Annotated in this window: 18 protein-coding genes; 8 read left to right on the top strand and 10 right to left on the bottom strand. The window is 34.7% G+C overall.

Annotation, left to right across the window (positions count from 1 at the left end):
* The first annotated feature begins 5 nt into the window (after positions 1-5).
* The 3 genes from AB674_RS07155 to AB674_RS07140 all read left to right on the top strand — a co-directional run bounded on the left by AB674_RS07155 (position 6) and on the right by AB674_RS07140 (position 5,424).
* The gene (locus AB674_RS07155) at positions 6-2,366 is read left to right on the top strand and encodes a TonB-dependent receptor (RefSeq protein WP_131701521.1); all 2,361 of its coding nucleotides are present in this window, start codon (positions 6-8) and stop codon (positions 2,364-2,366) included.
* Between the two features lie 26 nt (positions 2,367-2,392).
* A complete protein-coding gene (locus AB674_RS07150; protein ID WP_047775196.1) occupies positions 2,393-3,610 on the top strand; it encodes a hypothetical protein in 1,218 nt (405 codons plus the stop codon).
* Positions 3,611-4,224: 614 nt separating this feature from the next.
* A complete protein-coding gene (locus AB674_RS07140; RefSeq protein WP_047775193.1) occupies positions 4,225-5,424 on the top strand; it encodes a PQQ-binding-like beta-propeller repeat protein in 1,200 nt (399 codons plus the stop codon).
* A 108-nt stretch (positions 5,425-5,532) separates the two neighbouring features.
* On the opposite strand, the gene AB674_RS07135 is transcribed toward AB674_RS07140, so the two are convergent.
* The gene (locus tag AB674_RS07135; protein ID WP_165579363.1) at positions 5,533-6,198 is read right to left on the bottom strand and encodes a hypothetical protein; all 666 of its coding nucleotides are present in this window, start codon (positions 6,196-6,198) and stop codon (positions 5,533-5,535) included.
* A 310-nt stretch (positions 6,199-6,508) separates the two neighbouring features.
* On the opposite strand from AB674_RS07135, the gene AB674_RS07130 reads away from it, so the two are divergent.
* The 3 genes from AB674_RS07130 (at position 6,509) to AB674_RS07120 (ending at position 9,263) form a co-directional block, all read left to right on the top strand.
* The gene (locus tag AB674_RS07130) at positions 6,509-7,102 is read left to right on the top strand and encodes a hypothetical protein (RefSeq protein WP_047775189.1); all 594 of its coding nucleotides are present in this window, start codon (positions 6,509-6,511) and stop codon (positions 7,100-7,102) included.
* A 46-nt stretch (positions 7,103-7,148) separates the two neighbouring features.
* On the top strand, positions 7,149-7,946 hold the full coding sequence (locus AB674_RS07125; RefSeq protein ID WP_047775188.1) for a hypothetical protein: 798 nt from the start codon (positions 7,149-7,151) through the stop codon (positions 7,944-7,946).
* A 213-nt stretch (positions 7,947-8,159) separates the two neighbouring features.
* Positions 8,160-9,263, top strand: coding sequence for a pyridoxal phosphate-dependent aminotransferase (locus AB674_RS07120; protein ID WP_047775186.1), 1,104 nt, complete (start codon positions 8,160-8,162; stop codon positions 9,261-9,263).
* Between the two features lie 58 nt (positions 9,264-9,321).
* On the opposite strand, the gene AB674_RS07115 is transcribed toward AB674_RS07120, so the two are convergent.
* Positions 9,322-10,236: an alpha/beta fold hydrolase gene (locus AB674_RS07115; protein ID WP_053004216.1), complete on the bottom strand. Its 915-nt coding sequence runs from the start codon at positions 10,234-10,236 to the stop codon at positions 9,322-9,324.
* Between the two features lie 76 nt (positions 10,237-10,312).
* A complete protein-coding gene (locus tag AB674_RS07110) occupies positions 10,313-10,870 on the bottom strand; it encodes a Crp/Fnr family transcriptional regulator (protein WP_047775184.1) in 558 nt (185 codons plus the stop codon).
* Positions 10,871-11,462: 592 nt separating this feature from the next.
* On the opposite strand from AB674_RS07110, the gene AB674_RS07105 reads away from it, so the two are divergent.
* Both AB674_RS07105 and AB674_RS07100 read left to right on the top strand, forming a co-directional pair.
* The gene (locus AB674_RS07105; RefSeq protein ID WP_165579362.1) at positions 11,463-14,927 is read left to right on the top strand and encodes a T9SS type B sorting domain-containing protein; all 3,465 of its coding nucleotides are present in this window, start codon (positions 11,463-11,465) and stop codon (positions 14,925-14,927) included.
* A gap of 129 nt (positions 14,928-15,056) precedes the next feature.
* Positions 15,057-16,046 carry a type IX secretion system membrane protein PorP/SprF gene (locus AB674_RS07100; protein WP_047775181.1) on the top strand — a complete coding sequence of 330 codons (990 nt, stop codon included), beginning with the start codon at positions 15,057-15,059 and terminating at the stop codon, positions 16,044-16,046.
* A 161-nt stretch (positions 16,047-16,207) separates the two neighbouring features.
* Here the strand turns inward: AB674_RS07100 and AB674_RS07095 are convergent, their stop codons facing one another.
* From AB674_RS07095 to AB674_RS07065, 7 genes are all read right to left on the bottom strand, one after another.
* Positions 16,208-16,774, bottom strand: a complete 567-nt coding sequence (locus AB674_RS07095) for a DUF4256 domain-containing protein (RefSeq protein WP_047775179.1) — start codon at positions 16,772-16,774, stop codon at positions 16,208-16,210.
* Positions 16,775-16,796: 22 nt separating this feature from the next.
* Positions 16,797-17,378, bottom strand: a complete 582-nt coding sequence (locus AB674_RS07090; RefSeq protein WP_047775178.1) for a YdeI/OmpD-associated family protein — start codon at positions 17,376-17,378, stop codon at positions 16,797-16,799.
* Between the two features lie 23 nt (positions 17,379-17,401).
* Positions 17,402-17,776: a DoxX family protein gene (locus AB674_RS07085; protein ID WP_047775176.1), complete on the bottom strand. Its 375-nt coding sequence runs from the start codon at positions 17,774-17,776 to the stop codon at positions 17,402-17,404.
* Between the two features lie 7 nt (positions 17,777-17,783).
* Positions 17,784-18,251, bottom strand: a complete 468-nt coding sequence (locus AB674_RS07080; RefSeq protein WP_047775174.1) for an SRPBCC domain-containing protein — start codon at positions 18,249-18,251, stop codon at positions 17,784-17,786.
* 5 nt (positions 18,252-18,256) lie between these two features.
* Positions 18,257-18,574: an ArsR/SmtB family transcription factor gene (locus tag AB674_RS07075; protein ID WP_047775173.1), complete on the bottom strand. Its 318-nt coding sequence runs from the start codon at positions 18,572-18,574 to the stop codon at positions 18,257-18,259.
* A gap of 134 nt (positions 18,575-18,708) precedes the next feature.
* Positions 18,709-19,284 (bottom strand): YdeI/OmpD-associated family protein, encoded by a 576-nt coding sequence (locus AB674_RS07070; protein ID WP_047775171.1) that lies wholly within the window; start codon positions 19,282-19,284, stop codon positions 18,709-18,711.
* 354 nt (positions 19,285-19,638) lie between these two features.
* Entirely contained in the window at positions 19,639-20,004 is a 366-nt protein-coding gene (locus AB674_RS07065) for a hypothetical protein (protein ID WP_047775167.1), read from the bottom strand.
* Positions 20,005-20,118: the final 114 nt, after the last annotated feature.

The raw sequence follows: 20,118 nt of genomic DNA, 5'->3' as shown, positions 1-20,118 counted from the left end.
TCGATTTGAAACATATTTTAACTACACTATTGTTTTTGCAAACACTAGTCCTCATAGCCCAAAAGAACCCAAATAACACCATTAAGGGTACGGTACTTGATTACAATAACCACCCAGTTGAAATGGCGCAAATTGTTTTAAAAGAAATCAATAAAGGCACTCAAACTGACAAAAATGGGGAATTCTCTATTACTGATATAGCTCCTGGTACTTATACAATAGTAGTCACACTCTTAGGGTATACCACTCAAGAAAAAACTATTACTACAAAAGAGAGTATAATTATAAATACAACGTTTACTCTCAAAGAAAACACATCAGACCTACAAGAAGTAAAGGTATTTGGAAAAACAGAGACACAAAAACTAGAACAATCAGCACAAGCAGTATCCGTAATAGAAACTCGCGAAGCAAAATTTAAAACTGCAGATTTAGGTGAAGTACTTGCTCAAACACAAGGTATAAGTGTAAGACGAAATGGGGGTCTTGGATCTAAAACTAATTTTTCCTTGAATGGTTTAACGGATAATCAAATTCGATTTTTTCTTGATGGAACACCCTTAGAATATCACGGTTACAACTTTGGGATTTCTACTGTTCCAGTAAATTTAGTCGATCGGATTGAAGTTTATAAAGGTGTCGTTCCTATCGAATTTGGCACCGATGCTCTAGGTGGTGCTGTTAACTTAATTACTCCAAAAATACGCTCCGGTTTTCACGGCTCTTTTTCAAGTCAGGCCGGATCTTTTAGCACTTTTCGTGAATCTCTTGTTCTTTCTAATTATAATAAAGAAAGCGGCTTTTTTATTAAAGCAAATGGATTTTATGATTATTCAAAAAACAACTATAAAGTAGATGTCGATGTAGCCAACGATGCGGGTAAAATAAAAGAAGTAACTGTACCCAGATTTCATGATGCTTACGAAGGATATGGTCTGAATTTCGCAACAGGTTTTAAAGACAGATCTTGGGCTAAAGAATTGAGTATCGAAGGTTTTTACACCAATTACACCAAAGAAATTCAACACAATAAATTAATGGTCGGTGCTCCGTATGGAGAAGTAATGACCTATCGAAAATCGGCTGGTACCATCTTAACCTATCGTAAAGATTTTGGTGAAGCTATTTTATTAGATGTCATTGCAGGTTATAATTACCGAGAGCGACAATTTTTAGACATCTCGGATTATATTTATGATTGGTATGGAAACCGTATTGACAGTTCTGCCGGAAATAGTAGTGGTGAAATTTCAGAAGCCACAGAACCAAGTAACACTTACACTTGGAATAATGATACTTTTTCCCGCTTAAAAGCCTCATGGAAAATCAGTAATCGATACGCTTTAAGCTTTGTTTCCGCTCCAACTTATTCGACACAAACAGGAGATGACAAGATTATCGATGGTTATGATCAAGCCACAGCCAAAAGAGATTTGTTTACTTGGGTAAATGGTGCTGATTTTAAGATTAATGCTTATGATGAACGATTAGAGAATATTCTTTTTGTGAAAAATTATTTTCAAAAAGTAAAATCAGAAGAAAAAATCACTTCAAATAATACCGTAGCAATAACAGAAAGAGACGTCAATTACTTTGGTTTTGGCGATGGATTCCGTTTTAAATTTTCAGAACAATTTTCTACCCGATTAACTTATGAGTATGCGATTCGGTTACCTCAAACCGACGAGTTGTTTGGTGACGGACAATTTGTACAAAGCAATATCGATTTAAAACCAGAACGCAGTCATAATGTAAATTTTGAGCTTTTTTTACAGAATAAAGAGAATTCGTCAAGTAAATGGTTAGTGCAAACCAATGTTTTTCTGAGAAAAATTAGCGATCACATCTTGTTTGTACCGAGTTTAGATCGTGATAATAGCTATAAAAATGTATTTGCCGCTACCTCTACAGGACTCGAAGTATCCGGAAAATGGACTTCTAAAAATGACAAATTAACATTTCAAATAAACAGTACTTATCAGCATTTTTACAACGATTCTGACGAAGGGTCATATGCTGCTTATAAAGGAGATCGCGTACCTAATCTGCCCTATCTTTTTGCTAATGCAGCCACCTCTTATTCTTTTAATCGTGTATTGGATAAGGAGGACAAACTATCGCTTTTCCTGGATTCCAGATATGTTCATGAATTCTACAGAAGCTGGGAAAGCGCTTCAGTAAATCCATTTATTATTCCAAGTCAGCAATTATACAATATAGGAGCTGTCTATCACAACACTATTAAAAGTGTGAAATATGCAATAACAGCAGAATTACAAAATTTCACCAATGAAAAGAATTATGATTTTTTAGGAGTGCAAAAACCAGGAAGATCATACAATATCAAATTAGTAACTCAATTTTAAATACAATTATTAAATAACAATCCATTATGAAAACAAATCTTTTTTTTATGAAATATGCTGTCTTAGCAGCCATATTCTCAGTCTTTGCATTAACATCATGTAGTTCAGATGAATCTAAAAAAGAGGACCAAAAAGAAGGTACTAATCCAACAGTTATAGCAGCTGTTCGTGTAAATACACCTGGAGGAAGGGTCTTTTATCTAGGCGCTTATGAAAAATTTCCTTCCACTCTTGATTATACTAATATGACAGAAATAGGACCAAGTGCAACTATCTATTCTTATGGTGAGCATCCTTATGTTTGGAATGGTACAGCCTTAACTTTGACTAAATACAATGTTAGTAATGATATGAAAATTTCAAGTTCAGATGTTTTCAGTGTCGCAAATACAGGTATAAAAGGTACTTTTGGACCTCCTGCTTTTGTATCTGAAACAGAAGCATATTTTTTCGCTTTAAATGAAGGGAAAATTATAAAGTTCAATCCAACTGCTATGACTATAATAGAAACTTTAGCAGTAACGGCATTACCATTAAGTAATGATGCCGGCATAAAAACTTCTACTTATGCTAGTTATGTTACTTCTGCAGGGAAAATTATTCTGCCTGTAGGAGCAGCCCCAACAGATTTTAACAAGTTCCCGCAATATGCACAAATTGCTGTTTTCGATATAAAATCAAAAAGTGTTACCTATGTAAACGACTCACGTATGTCAATGGGTTATAATACTCTTGCAAAAGGAAATGATGGTAGTTTGTATTACAGACCTGCACGTGAAACAGCTCTTTCGTTAGATTATAGTACGGTAACGGGTAACCCTCCAACAGGTGGATTATTAAAAGTAAATCCTAATGGAACATTCGATGCTAACTTTTTTGTAGATTTAAAAGTGGCATTAAATGCACATTCAGTAAATGTAGTCGCTTATGTTCATGGAGATAAAGCACTTGCTCAGTATTTAGACAATACTTTCACACCTCCAACATTACCTGCTGATTGGTATAAAGCAGTAACAAAATTTGCAATTGTAGATTTGAAAACTTTAAAGACAGAACCTTTTACATCATTTGAAAAATATGGAACTGTATATTCAGTAGGTACAATTGATGGTAAAGAATATTATGGAAACATTACTGCTCCTGATGGTAAATTCAGCCTTTTGAAACAAAATGGCGCTACTGATTTCGAGGCTGTTTCTGAAGCTATTGGTGGAAGTTTGATATTTGTTGGAAAACTAAGATAATCATCTATATAATTACTTACGAAAAAACAAATTACAACTTAGTCTCAATCAGAGTAAAGAAGTTGTCTTGGACAGCCCAAAGAAAAACAACAACGCCATTGGAATCCAATGGCGTTTTTTTTGCTAAAATTCTTCGCAAATTACTTTACTTAATTTTTTAGAATCAGATCCAAAAGTTGTAGGGAAGTAAAAATTAAGCATAAATCTGTGGCTGTTTTTTTCGCAACCAATTACACCAATTTTCACAAATAATCTTTGCCTTTGATTAAAAAAACTTGAACAATTATTTTTATTTTCTTCTACGAAAATCCGCAAACTAGTTATTAGCGACTGCTATTTTAGTACACTCTTAAAAACTACTAAAAAATTCTTTAAGAAATTAAGAAGTTTTTTTATGTCTTTAATTTTTTTAATATTGATTTACCGGCGAAAATTGTTTCTATATTAGTAGCGAGATAATTTCTGGTGTTTGCCACACTTATACCGCTTAAATTAAACGAATTAAGTTTACTATCAAGATTTATTACTTGTAAGCGTGACAGGATAATGTGAAAAAGAAGCCGTATTTTCATATAACCCAAAAAGAAATTAAATTAGCAACCCAAATCTTTAAAATGAAAAAAAAACTAATAACTCTTTTATTTGTATTTACTGTTGTAAATCTGTTCGGACAAACGCCGACCGCAGCAACATCGGGTAAGACCGACCCTTCAGACACTAAGAATGATAAGGTTTTTAATAAAGCGATAAACCCGCTTAAAAAAGTTCCGTTATACGAAAATTCAATTCTGATTCACGATTACGACGGTGTTCTTTTTTCATTTGATTTAGATTCGGAGCAAATTATCTGGACTGTAAAAGCCACGGATTCGCATACTGAAATGTGTGCCAATAAAATAACACTGCTGGATGGAGTTCTGTACGTTCCGTTTATAAACGGTGAAATTTTCGCCATTGACAACGAAACCGGAGCTATTTTTTGGAAATCAAGATTAGGTAATATTACAGATCAGGTTGTACTAAAAGATCAAACTCCGATTATAAATAATGGACAACTGTATATAACGGCTCAAAATCAAGACCAAAGCAGTAACATTTATGCGCTTGATTTAAAAAATGGCAGTTTAATATGGACCTATAAGTTTGATACCCCGAACAATGACATTCCGGTACTCTTTTTTGATAATAAAGTTTTCGCCCAAAGCGCGTCAAATTTCTATTGTTTTGATGCAAATACAGGAAAAGTTCTTTACCAAAAAACCTTTGAAAAAGCGGTGGACGGAAAACCTGTTACAGATGGCGAAAATGTGTTTACAGCAAATGAAGAAGGTATACTTTTTGCCCTAAGCCCTAATAAACCGGATGTTTTATGGCAATTTAAACTAGATGAAAATCAACATAATGTTAAAGAGCGCATCTTGTGCAAAGACAAAAAAGTATATTTTGCAGCTCAGGGCCCAACAGTTTCTTCTTTATACTCGTTAGATTCGAAAACAGGAACTCAGCTTTGGAAAACGGATTTTAAAGACGACAATATCCAATATATTACGGAGCAGGATGATAATATCTGGGGATATACCCGCAAGGGAAGACTTTTTCAATTAGACATCAATAATGGCGAAATTGCCTTCGAAATAAAATTAACCACCTTACCGATTTCAAATTTAGAATTCCCTATTGATGATTCCGTGTTTTATTATTGTGATGCCGGTTTGGTTCAATTTGATTTAAAAGAAAAAGACGAAAACATGACCTACATGCGAACTTCAATTAAAGAAGATGTATACAGTGCTTTTATAAAAATAATTCGATAAAAAAATAAAGAAATTGCCTCGATATCGAGCTCTTAAAACTAATAGTAAGTGATTGATTCTAAATTCAGATACTTTGCAAAAACTCCTTAAAGAATTAAGGAGTTTTTTTTATTTCTGTAATGTAAAGTCTTTTAAATTAATCTTTCCACAAGCAATTACTTTGTCATTAATTCTATAAAAAAGATCCTGTCCTTTTAAGTTAAGCCCTGTCCGCAAAGTACCATTTACTCCTTTATAAGAGAGTATTACAAAATAAAAAACATTTGATTCGTTTGGATTAATAGTTCTTTTTAACGAAGACGGTTTATGAATAGCACTATCCAAAAAAGGTTTTAAGTTAGATAAACCATAATTAAACAAAGACACCTTCTCAAGTGTCATTGTATCAGAAGGAATCAATATTTTAAAGTATCTCTCAGGCGAGGACGGAAATTCAAATGAATCTACAGGAAAATCTATTGTTAATGTAAAAGGATTAACAGTTTCATTCGTTATTCGAGTCCAAAATACGGCATAAACATACACTTTGCCATCCGGGGCTGTGTATTTTAGTCCGCCTTTTGGTAGGCTGTTTTCGATTATCAGATGTTGGCCTGCAGCATCAACATACTTATATTGGGTATCAATAAATTTATAGACAGGATTACTCAATAGCTTCTGACCTTTGCCTTTTTCTTTGGAATTCGAAACTTCTACAGCACCAGCACCTTCTTCTGATTTACTCCCTTGCTTACAGGAAAACAATCCTGTTGTAGCCAAAATTAATAGGAGCATCTTTTTTTTCATATTTTTAGTTTTCATACAACTCGTTCTATAATTGCAAATAAATAACTTTGATCATATAAGCTGCTAATAGGGCTAATATAAGAAATATCTTCGCTAAAACTAATATTAAAGTCGCCCAAAAGGATTTGTCTGGAAGCAAGAAAAATTCAAACCGAAAAATAATTCGACAAAATCCGGAAAGCCGTAGTAAAAATCCAAACAGTAACTATACTTTAGCAAAAAACTTCGTTTAACAACCTATCACGTTTGTCAAATATCAAAACCTTGACAGCGTATAAAAAACTAACATTTAAATACAATGAAATTAAAACAAATGCTTTTCGGAATATTTATTTTAGGCTTTTTATCATTCAGTTGTATTGAAAAAAAGACATTTGAATTTATTTACCCCAAACAGAATGGAGTTAAAATAAGCTTATTGTCGGATCATTTTAAAAAATTCAACAAAGAATGGAGGGGTTCAGATTATTATTACTCCGCTGAAAAAGATGGATTTATATGCTCTGTTTTATTTTATAAACTTGACGAAGAAGAAAAACTTGCTCTGGTTGAAGTCCCTAAACTTGTACTTGGTAAAAAGTTTAAAGATGCAAACAAAGACTTTCCTGAAAACTCACCGGTATTTCCCTATTCCTATTTTAAAAATTACTCCAATTTGAAAAGTATGGAAACAAATGATAAAAGTTGGGGCGAAATCACTGATGATTTTATGTTTAGAGAAAACGAAATCAACATTGAGGGAACTAAATTTACTCAAAAGCACATGTATGGATACGCCATGTTTGGCAATGATTTATTTGTAAATGTTCATCTCTCAAAAATGAATTGTACTGAAGAGGATATTGTGGAAATGAAAGAGATTTTGAATTCTCTAAGAAAAGAATCTAAATAAAAAAAAAGCATCTTTCCAACAACAGTATAATTTCAAATCTTCAAAAATGCAGAAAAAAATACTCCTGTTATTGTTATTTAATTTCTTTTTCGGTGCGCTTGCTTTTTCTCAAAAATGCGATTGTGAAAAATACAATACGTTTATTGAACTTGCTAAAAAGGAAAATGCTGTTAAAAACTATAAAGAAGCCAATAAACTTTTTAAACAGGCTTTTGAAAATACGGATTTTGCATTGGGTACAGATTTGAATCTTGCCTTAAAAGTAGCAGACCAAACCGAAGACAAAATTTGGATGGAACAAATTGCAATAAAATTAGCAAAAGGAGGGATCCCGTTACTCTTTTTTAAAAAATTTGAAAACTATAAGTGGTACAAACAGTTCAACGAGCAATTTCCGGAATATCAAAAATTGTATAATGCTAATTTTGATTTAAATTTTAAAGCAGATCTCATTGACTTAGAGAAATTTGATAAAGAAATCAATACCCATTACCACCAGTGGAGAACAAAAGAGCACGATTATGCAATTGAAATACTAGTTTCTGAAATGAAAGCAGTTTCCTTAAGATTCCAAAATATGGTCGAGAAATACGGCTTCCCGACAGAAAGAAAAGTGGGTTATAACTATGTCAGAAAAAATATTGAAGATCTGCCAACAGCAATATTATTAACACATATTTACCAAAGAGGTGAATTACTCTACAAAGACCAGCTGAAAGAATTAGTCTGTAATGGAAATTTAAGTCCTGGTTACGCTCAACAGCTTCAAACTGTAAGAGGGTTTGGCAATAGTACCGGTATTGAACAAGAAATGGAAGTTAGAAAATTAAAATATAGAAAATAAAGAAGCTGCTAACAGTAGCTCGATCAAATCGTCTTTTTATACCTTTATGCTTTAAGGGACAAAGGATTAAAAGTGTAGAAGTTTAAGTTTAAAAATCAGAATTAACCAAATAAAAACAATAATTTTTTATATTTTTAACAGTTAACTTGTAACATAATTAAGGTTTTACTATCTAATACCTCGTATTTAATAACCTTCTTAACAAATTAATTCATGGAAAATAATAGACGCGACTGGTTAAAAAAAATTAGTGTTGGTGTTGTTGGACTTGGACTTGTTCCGTTTGAAACATTTGCTTTACCCACAGATCATTTTCCTGAAAAAGAAAGCAAAGACACTCCTGTTAGATTAAGTTCAAACGAAAACCCTTATGGTCCGTCTAAAGCCGCAAAAACAGCCATGATCGAAAGCATAACTTTAAGCAACAGATACGGTTGGGAGCTTTCATCAGAATTGGTCAATTTATTAGGAGTAAAAAACAAGGTGAACCTCAACAATATTTTAATTAGCGCAGGTTCAACTGAAATTTTAGATTTAGTAGGCCAATTTGCAGCCTTACAAAAAGGCAATCTTGTTATTGCAGACCCGAGCTACGGATATTGGACGGATACTGCCGAAAAATTAGGGTTAACCAAAATCAAAGTTCCATTAACAGTAGACAAAAAAATTGATCTTCCTAAAATGCTAAGTTCAATTACTGCTGACACAAAGTTGGTTTATATCTGTAATCCAAACAATCCAACCGGAACCATTTGCGAAAGAAACGATTTAATACAATTCATATCTCAGGCCTCTAAAAACTCCATTGTTTTAGTCGATGAAGCCTATATTGATTTTACTGATCAAGAATCGGTAAGTCACCTGGTGCTTGAAAATAAAAATGTAATAATTGCCAAAACTTTCTCAAAAGTATACGGATTAGCAGGCGCAAGAATAGGGTATGCCATTGCCAATTCGAGTACAATTGAAAAACTGAGAGAACTCCAAACCTGGGCTAATGGGGCAGTTAGCGTTGTTTCAACAGCAGCGGCGATAGCATCATTAAAAGACGAAAATTTTGTAAACGAAACAAAAGCATTAAATCAGAAAACCAGAGATTATACCATTGCGGAGTTAGAGAAATTAAACATTTCTTGTATTCACTCGAATTCCAATTTTATCTATTTCTCTTTAAATAATTATAAAAAAGACTTTTTTCACCAGTTAGAAGTCAATAATATAATCGGTACCAAAATTTACGAAGAGGAGGGGAAGTGGTCCAGAATTACGATTGGTAAAAAGGAAGAAATGCAAAAATTCATTGCTTCTTTACAATAAATAAGACAAAAAAACATTTCCAGTTTACGCTCTACCAGATTAAACTGGAATATTTAATTCACCTATAATCAATAAACTGCACAATCTCCTCAATTGTACGATCCGGTTGATCTTCTTGAATATAGGTTCGCGCGTTAGCAATTTCCACAAGTTTTGCATTTGGGAAAACAGCTTTTAAATTTTTGCCTAATTTTAAGGGAAAAAGTTTGAAATCCTGATTCCCCCAAAGTATCAACACCGGTTTTTCGAAGGTTCGCAATTTCCGAGCGGCTTCGATAGTATATTTTGGAGACCACGCTTTGGCAGCACTTGCAAAATTAGCTCTGACTCCTTTATCGCGAATAAAATTATTTAAGTATAAATTTGATAATTCCTCATCTGTTACTTTTAAAGATAATAGTCCCATAATCAAATCCTTTTTCAGCAAAAATTTTAAAGAAAAGACACGACTTAACAAAAAAGTAAAACCCGGAACTCTCACGGCGTATTTTAGATAGGCAAACTTCGCAGGCGGGAAAACAGCAAGAACTTCACAATTTGAAAACACCAGTTTCGATACTTTTTCAGGAAAAAGTGAAGCGAAAATCTGTACATAGGCGCCCCCTGTATCATTTGAAACTACAATAATTTCATTGATACCAAGATGTTCCAGAAATTCATTGAGTAACATAGCAATTCCAATTGGTGTTAAATCAACATTGTCTGCTATCGCTAAATAATTCCCTCCAAGAGGCAAGTCAATGGCAATACATCTATAATTTTGACTTAGAATTGGAATAACTTTCCTCCAGGTATTGGCATTAGATAAGGCACCGTGAACAAATAAAACCGGAATCCCATTTCCTTCATCAATGTATTGAATACCTCCTTTAATTTTTGCAGTATGTCTTTCGAAAACTGGATTTAACGTATGATCAACTTTAAGAGGTTCCTTAGCTTCAGTTGATAAATTGAAATCTGTGGTTGCTGTCATTTGTATACTCTATTGGTTTAGTTTATACAAAGATGGTTCGAAGTAACCTGTTAAGAAATAGACAAATGTCTTCAAATTAAGTACCGTTGCGCAACCTGCTTAAATGCCTTGGAGAAATACCTAAAAAAGAAGAGAGATGTTTCAACGGAATGAATTTGATATATTTTGAATGGTTGGCCGCTAGTGTTTCATAGCGCTCCTTAGCGGTTTGTTTTTGAAAGGAGATCGTTCTGTTTTCCTGATCAATATAGTGCTGTTCGGTTAGCCTCCTGCCTAAATTTTGCCATTCAAAACTATCCCCATATAAGGAATATAACGCATCTCTTTCCAGAATGCTTAGTTCTGTATCGCATAATGCCTGGATATTTTCATAAGTTGCTTCTTGTGTTATAAAACTTGAATAAGCAGTAGTTAATTCATTTTCAAATGCAATACATTTAGTAGTTTCTTTCCCTTCAATATTACTATAATAGGATCTTAAAATACCACTTTTAATTAACACTAATTCAGTACATATTGCACCCTCTTTAATGAAGTACTCCTTCTTTTTTAAGAATTTTGTTTTAGTGATACCCTCTAATTTTTGAAGTTCAGTATCAGAAAGTAATTGCAAAGATTTTAGAAATTGTATCAACTGTATCGTTTTAAAATATTAACTCTGTTTTAACCCGTTGGCTGCAATGAATTTTAATGCACAAAAACATCCTTAGCAAAGTCTAAAAAAGACGTTTTGTATAGACTAAATAACAAAATTCTTTATCAAAATTACATAAAATTAATACAGGAAACCGGAGTAGATTAAAATTCCATTTTTTAATCTTTAAAAATACCAAGTAAGCATCCTTTGCTAATCAAGATCCGGTAAACAAATCTGATCTCACTACTTGAGAGAGCTGGAGAGCACAATTTACATATTCATCCATAAACTAGATAAATACACTTATAAGTTTGATTTAAACAAAATTAGTCTGTTTGATAATTTCGCTCTGTAAATGCAATTATCGTAATAATAAAGAGTGTTTTGTTCTTTCCATAGTTTGTAAAACTGTAAATCTTAAGAAAGGACACTATTCAAAGTTAAAATGACACGACACAACCCAAGCACTCTTGCACTATACCAAATAAAGTTAACTGGTATTTGTAACGTATGCTAATTGCAGCTTAAACCCGAAGTGAGGAAATTTCGAAGAAAACCACTCGAAATCTAAATCTTATTTCAAATGCTTATGAACTTGTATAAATTACGCTATCTTTTATTTTCTATTTTATTCGCCACTACTGCTTCTTACAGCCAGGTAACTTACGAGTTTTGTATGACGGGTAAGTATGGAAAAACTATTGTTTTGGACTTTAAAATTCACAACAATACTTCAGCTCCAATTACAGATTATGACTTTACTTTTAATTGGAAAGGCGTCTCAAATATTACAGTGTGGTCGGGATTAGACGTCATCCAAAATGGAGACAAGGGAGTAGTTGAATTAAAAAAAACGACCTTCGGAAATGCTCTTCCCGCTGGCACAACTACATACAGTGTCACAATGGATTATGAATTAGGGATGTTTCCACCTGACGAAGGCATTTTAAACGGCAATCCCATTACAGGCATAAGTTGTTACACACCTCCTGCACATGAGAACTTTAAATGTGAAAGAAATTTTAGTGCTGCCTGTACGGTAAAGCCAGTTGGCCCGGCTGCTCAGGAAATACGAATAGGTGAAGGATCCGTTTTTGCCTGGAATGCTCCTATACAGGTTTATATTCCCGAGAATCGGAAAGGTTGGGCTATTGCGATAGCGGTGTCCCATTCTTTATTTACGAACCTAATGGGATTTGATGCAATGAGTATCAATGCATACTTTGCTACTGCTATTCAGGAATCACAAGCAAGCTGTGAAGGAAGTCAGCTTATTGCCCCAAATTGGGTCACAAAGACATATCCCCATAATGACATCAATGCACCTTTGTATTGTTATGATGCCAGTGGCGCTGTAGCTGTAGGGTATTTTCAACAGGAAATGGGAGGGAGCTGGACAGAGTTAAATACAAGCTATCCCTGTTTTATTCCACAAATTGATAAAAAAAGTTTTATAGGTACGCCAAATACAGGTTCCAGTTTTGAATTTCAATCGATTGTGAAAGCCTATCATGATTATCGGAATGTAGCATATTGGCAGTATGTTAAATGTTGGAATCCGATTGACTTTTTAAAAAAATCAAACGATCCTTATGCCGCTGTCAAAATAATTGGCATGGCTTATAATCAGGGTATGAATCATTCCTCATTTCAAGATCTTTTTGACAAAGACCGTTCAGCTGCTGTCAGTGCAACGAACCTTATGGATCGTATTTCTCCTTCTACGCCTGCTGCTACCAATCGGCTTTATGCGGAACAAACCAACCGATTAACAAAAGTACTGGACAACAAAGTTGCTGACATCAATTGGACAGATGCCGCTGTTTTTGGCATCACCAATAAAGCAGCACATAGTTTCAGAGGCTATTACGACGCTTTATTTGCGTGGAATGATGTAGAGGAATACATAAAAAAAATAATGCCTTTTTACGCTTCTTTTGGCGTACAGGAACAAAACTTTATAAATACTATTAAACCTGTTTTTGACCGTATTAATGGAGGAAATCCTATTTCTTTCAGGTATCAAATGTCAGCTGTAATAGAAGCAATAGTAACCTTTCTACCAGCTTTTGATCCTAAAAAAGGACTGGCTGAAGTATATGGCGGATCTGGCGCTAACAGCTGTTTTGCACCTACTGCCAGAATGGAAGGTTTTAATGCCACTTGTGGAAAAGAATTATCCTTAAAAGTTTATTTCTCCGGTAAAGCTCCTTATACATTCAGTTATAAAAAGACAGCCGTATCTCCGGAGATTAGTTTTCCGGATGTGACCACTTCGCAAAATCCGTATACCATACAATCAGTTAAAGAAGGCAGCTATGCACTTACTGCTGTGGCAGATGCTGTTAGCGCTGGTGAAGTCGTATGTAGCCCAATAGAATTAAAATATATTGGAGCTGTAGCAACTGCAAAATTAGTTAAATACGGAGGGAATTATTGTACTGGAAAAGGCTCCGGGATTCAGATTGAAATAACAAGTACAGAGCCAGGTCCTTTTATCCTCGAATATGAGATAAACGGAATATCGCAGCCTTCTGTAACCGCAACTAGCAGCCCGTATACTCTTATTACAGCACCCGCTTCAAATGGAATTTATCGATTGACGAAAATCTCTGTTGCCGGATGCACTACTATATTAGATGATAAACTTACTATAACTACAACAGCAGCCAATCCGGTCCTGAATGCTACACTTTCTAAATATGCAGCCTCACCATCTTCCGGAGTAGGCCCCGGTGTCCAGATTGAAATAAAAAGTACTGAAACCGGTCCTTTTTTAATCGAATACGAATTAAACGGAGTGCCGCAACCTACCGTAACAGCAAATAGTAGTCCTTACATTCTTATCCCTTCACCGGCTCCGGAAGGTACGTATCATTTGACAAAGATTTCCGCTTCAGGTTGTGATGCTTTATTAAACAATAGCCTTGTTATACCCCCAATGGCTGCCGGATCAAATTTGAGTGCTAAACTTGTTGCCTATGGCGCATCTATTTGTGCCGGTATCGGACCGGGTGTTATAGTTGAAATAAAAAGTACCAAGCCAGGCCCCTTTACAATAGAATACGAGATAAATGGAGTAGCGCAACCTGTAACAACTATAAATAACAGTCCACACATACTTTTCAAATCACCAGCACCAATCGGTATTTATAGACTAACAAAAATTACTGCAGCAGGATTTGATACCGTATTAGATGAATCTCTAGATATCAATTCCAATGTAGCTACTCCGGATATAGTACTTTCTAAGGTTGACAGATCGACTTGTCAGGGAACAGGCACTGACATTCAGATTGAAATAAAAAGCACTGAACCGGGACCTTATATAATTGAATACAAACTAAACGGAATTTTGCAACCTCGAGTAACAATAACCAACACCCCACAGATCCTCGTTTCGTCTGCATCCATTGGCACTTACAAAATAACCAAAATTTTTATTTCGAATTGTACCTTTTCAATTAATAAGACTCTCACTATTGCTAAAAATAGCGGACTACCAACAGTTAAAATAGAAGGTAATTTCTTTTTCTGTTATCCGTATAAAACCGTTTTAAAGGCTGTAGCAAATTCATCATCTACACAAATTAAATCGTATCAATGGAAAAAAAATAATACAACTATTACTAATGCCAATAGCGATGCTTATATAGCAGACCAAATAGGAGAGTATACCGTTATGATTACAGACCAAAATGGTTGTGTGCTTACAGCGCCAATCGTCAAAGTAGAAGAGAAATGCAATAAGGCCATTTCAGATCCCGATCCACTAACATTAGATTATCCAAAGTTTTTTACGCCAAATAATGATGGACAAAACGATACCTGGCACATCAAAAACTTTGATAATTTTAAAAATCCCGAAATAAGAATTTTTGACCGCTATGGTAAATTTATAGTTCAATTGTCACAAGATTCTAATGGATGGGACGGTACCTTCAACAACAGTCCTCTTACCGCCACAGATTATTGGTTTACAATGACGTACACTGATAAGAATGATCCATTGGTACGAAAAACACTGTACGGGCACTTTTCACTGAAACGTTAAAACACTTTCTTAAGCCACTATTCTAAAGAGCAGCACCGTATTTCCAACAAAATGACTGCTTTATTTGCAACCCAATTTTCTAAAACTACTGTCTTAGTAGTGAATAAAATTTAAAATAAAACTTGAATGATGTATTCACGATTTGTCTCTTATATTGCCCTTTTATTGATCTCTGCACATTGCTTTTCGCAAGAAGGAATTCCGATCTACTCTGATTATTTATCCGACAATTACTATCTCATTCACCCTTCAATGGCGGGAGCAGCCAATTGCGATAAAATAAGATTAACCATTCGCAACCAATGGTTCGGTCACGAGGATGCTCCTGCATTTCAGACCTTGAGTTACAATACCCGATTTGATGAAAAATCGGCTGGAGGAATTATTCTTTTCAACGATAAAAACGGATACTATTCTCAAAAAGGAATTCAACTTACTTATGCACATCACATTATGTTTTCAAGGGATGCTATTGATTTGAATCAACTCTCTTTTGGAATAAGTGGCGGTATCACGCAAAGCCAGTTAGATGAAACCCATTTTCTGGATTCCGGTGTTACAGATCCGATTATTAAAGGAAACGTTGAAAGCGAAACACATGTCAATTTTGATGTCGGAACTTCCTATAATTATCTGGATATGTATTTTCATCTGACTGCAAAAAATGTTTTGGAAACCAAACAAAATAAGGATTCCAATCATGAAACAAGTAACCTAAGAAAATATCTTTTTAGTACCGGTTACATTTTTGGCAATTCAGATTGGTTATCATGGGAACCTTCTGTTATGTTTCAATTTACTGAAATGACAAAAGAAAAGACACTTGATGTAAATTTGAAAACGTACAAGAATTTTAGTGAAGGAATGCTGTGGGCCGGTTTGTCTTATCGTACCGGTTTAGATGCCCAACACCCGGTAAATGGTACTTCAAAACAAAAATTACAATATTTGACACCTATTATCGGTATAAACTATAAAAACTTCCTGTTTGCCTACACGTATTCTTCCGTTTTTGGTAGTGTCAAATTTGACAATGGCGCTTATCACCAGCTTACATTAGGGATGAATTTAGCTTGTAGAAAGGAGAAGTACGATTGTAATTGTCCCGCTGTAAACTAAGACTTTACAGCTTTAGCGAAGTGTAACACAAAGACGATTTACAAATAAAACGAAAGTGTTAGCAATAAAGAAGAAAAACCTATCTCAGTAGTCTTTGACTTGATATAAAAACCTCCGAATTCATTTGATTTTGGAGGTTTTTTATATGTGAAATAACATCATTAAACCAATAATCGGCCACGAAAACCTCTCGCTGCATAATAAGAATCAGCACCATTGTGATAGACAAAAACAGTATTGTAACGAAAATCAGAAAAAAGAGCACCGCCAAGCTTTCTGATATCTGGAGGCGTTATAATCCAGCTGGATGTTTTGGCGTCAAATTTTCCAAATTTTTGCAGGTCACGGTATTGTTCTTCGGTTAGGATTTCAATTCCCATTTCAGCTGCTTTATTAATAGCACTGTCTTTTGGTTTGTGCTCTTTACGTTTTTCCAATGCTTCATGGTCGTAACAAAAGCTTCTGCGACCTTTTGGGCTTTCTATTGAACAATCCACAAAAATGTATTGATCGGTCTCTATATTATACCCCACAACATCCGGTTCCCCTTCAGTTCTTTCCATTTCATCCAATGACCAAATTTTGTCCGGATTAGCTTCTAATTTGGCTTGAATTTTATGCCATTCAAGACCTTCGTGGCGTTTGCTGTTATTCTCAAAGCGAGCTTCTAATACACTAAGCAACTGATCCTGTTGCTCAGCAGATAATTGGTTCTTTTTACTACTCATGTTACTTTGTTTTTTTATGATCTTAAATGTCTTTTAATCCTTTTCCTTTCAGAATTTGGGGCATCGCTTTTTCTATTCGTACTTCTCTGGTTTTGGATTGTTTGGGCTGCGAAAAATAAAGCAGATACCCTCTTTGTCTTCCAGGAGTTAAGGCTTCAAAAGCCGTTTTTAAATCCGGAAGTTCTTCCAGTTTTTTCTGAAATTCTTCGGCAACGGCAAACTCTGTCGTTTTTTTAAAGGTGACTTGCAAACCGGCTCTTTCTATTTCAATTGCTTCATAAATATAAGCTTTAAGAGTCACCTTTATCGCAGTAATGCCCTCCGTATTTGTGAATCGAATCTGGCGTGTGGCTTGCGTATTTTCCGATTGTTGAGTAAGAATGTTTGCCGTGTCTTTTAATAGAGCGCCTTTAAAAAACAGAAAAGCACAATATTCTTTAAAAGCATGTATCAATACGATATTGTTGCCTTTGTACGTATAACACGGAGAATCCCATTTTAGTTCTTCGGTCAACTGGCAATCAAGAGCAATATTTCTTAATTGCTCCTGTTCTTCTTGCCATTTTTTAGCTTCATCAAAATAAAAATCAACGTTTGGATTCATACCAATTGAATTTTAAAAACTAATTACACAATTGCTTTACGATCTGCCGGTCTGAAATACCAGGATACGACTGTCAGTACAATCAATAAAACCGGACCAAAAAGTTCTTTGACACTATCACCACAGTATAAATGAGAAAAAACCGCTCCAGACATCGCAAAGAAAAAGCCCGCATATGCCCATTCTTTCAACAGGGGAAATTTAGGAATCAGTATTGCAATCACACCTAAAATTTTCCAAACTCCCAAAAGAATTAAGAAATAAAGCGGATACCCCAGACGTTGTATCATTTCTGCTTCTTCTTTCATTTGTATCAATTGTACGATTCCTGTTGCAGTCATTCCCAAAGCAAGCCAAAGTGTGGCAACCCAATAGATAATTTTGTTTTTCTTAGTCATAATTATTTTAGTTTAGTTGGTTAACAATATCCTGTAATCTGTTGTGCGCCATATTAATCCCTTGGGCAAAAGGCAATTTCAGCATTTGATCTCTCAGCGCCACCGATTTATAAATAATTTGCATCGTAAGCCTGCTGGTAGAATCCGTAATTTTTTCGAATTCTAAAAACTCTAACTGAGGAGGGAAGGGGCTGTTTTCCATTTCAAACGTACGTGTAATCCTCTCGTCAGGAAGAAACTCCTGAATTACGCCATTGGCCTGAAATACAACATTTCCCTTTGGGTCACTCGTTTCAAATTGCCAGCTGCCGTGTTTTCTATTTTCGAGCTTTATCACTTTTGTTCCCATCCATTGCGCTACAATTTCAGGTTCGATATACGCTTTAAAAAGCAATTCAAGCGGTAAATCGAATTCTCTCGTAATTAGTAGTTCTTGCTTGCCGTCTTCCGCATTAATTTTTGTTTTTCTTTCCATGAGGTTTATTTTTTATAATTTTTCATGATCTCTTCTAATTTATTAAAACGTTCATCCCACATTTTTCTGAAGGGTTCAATGAAGTTGTCAATTTCCTTAATTTTCTCAGCGTTTAAGTGATAATGAATTTCTCTTCCACTTTGTGTCTGATGCAGCAATTCACATTCGTTAAGAATTTGAATGTGTTTTGAAATCGTTTGTCTCGAGGAATCAAAATTGGCTGCTATCGCTCCTGGAGTCATTGCCTGTGCAGCAACCAAACTTAGTATGGCTCTACGGGTCGGGTCGGCTATTGCCTGAAATACATCTCTTCTAATTTCCATTGCGCAGTTATTTGACTGCAAATATAGTGCAGTTATTTGACTGCGCAAATATTTTTGGACTTTTTTTTATTCTTTTTTCAAAATAACATCCTTAAGCACAGTAAACTAAAGGAATTCTCATTTACAAAAAAAGATTATCTAAACTGTTTGGGTTTCAGATTTTGTGCGGCCAATACGGCAATTTCGTTGATCCGATTTTGCCTTGTTTCCGGTCTTTTAGCAGAAACTACCCAATATAGCAGCATCTTTTTTACAGACTTACTTAAACTCGTAAAATATTCTTTTGCGCCGGCATTCACTTCAAAAGCCGCTAACAAATCTTCCGGAACATGTAATTCTTCTACCTGATCCAGAATAGTCCAGGAACCATTCTGTTTTGCTCTTTCCACACTTTCAAGACCAGCCTCAGTCATAAGTCCTTCTGCAACGAGGCGTTCTATTTTTGCCTTATTGATCTTAGACCAATTACTGGAAGGTTTACGTCTGGTAAAAAACTGAATGAATTTATCCGAATCTACCGATTTTCGGGTGCTGTCAATCCATCCAAAACACAGGGCTTCATCAACAGCATCACTCCAGGTAATGGTGGGTACATTGGCCTGTTTTTTATAACAAACAAGCCAGATGGACTGCTTTACATTATGATTCTCTATCAGCCATGCTCTCCAATCCTGGCTACTGGCGGGGTAAAAAGTTTCAATATCCTGCATTTGATTTAGTAGTTAAATGGTATTTATTTAGATTATTGATTAATTACAAATTGGGGTATTATTTTTTTTGCCACGAATTACCCGAATCTTCGCGAATTGTTCTTTTGCCTCTGATTAAAAAGATTCGCACTGATTATTTTTTACGAAAATTTGCTTCGCCTGTTCGCTATCGCTCGGGTAGCAGATAATAAAAGAAACACTGCTGCGAAAATCCGCTTAATCCGCTAAATCTGCGTGCTATTTTATTTTGTCAGTACCAATCTTAACATCATTCTGGTAAACGGCAAAAAAAACTCCTTGAAGTAAGGAGTTTTTTCTTTTGTTGTTGTATTGGGTGTTCAGATCAAGCTGAACTTATATTTTTTTAAGTGTCAATTTCATTTCTTTACTGTCTAATATCAATTGATCTTCTGTTATAGTACTTTCGCACGGATATGGAGTTCCTGTTTCGTCTTTAATGACTAAACTTTTACCGCCTTTTGTCAAAGCATATGTCCCATCTGTTATTTCACTTTGCAAATATCCGGTTACATGTCCGTCTTTAGTAAACGTTAGATTCCCTTGTGTTAAAATTACATTTTTAGCTGAATCAGAAAGAGGCATTTTAGCTTCAACGGCAGTAATTTTCCAAGAATTAACCAGTTTGTTTCGACCTTTGCACGAAATCATTAATACGGCTAATAGTGTAATTCCTAAGATAAGTAATTTAGATTTTCTCATGGTTTTTGATTAATAAGTTAAACAGGAAACAAGTTACAAAAAAAATAAGTTCAAAATACTTAGAATCAATTATTTAAAAAAAGTTAGCTATATCTGGAGTTTTGTTATTAAAAG

Source organism: Flavobacterium sp. ABG, assembly GCF_001027725.1.
In the GTDB taxonomy this organism is placed as follows: Bacteria; Bacteroidota; Bacteroidia; order Flavobacteriales; family Flavobacteriaceae; genus Flavobacterium; species Flavobacterium cupriresistens.
The sequence above is the reverse complement of the archived record's forward strand: the minus strand, read 5'-3'. Positions and strand labels throughout refer to the sequence as shown.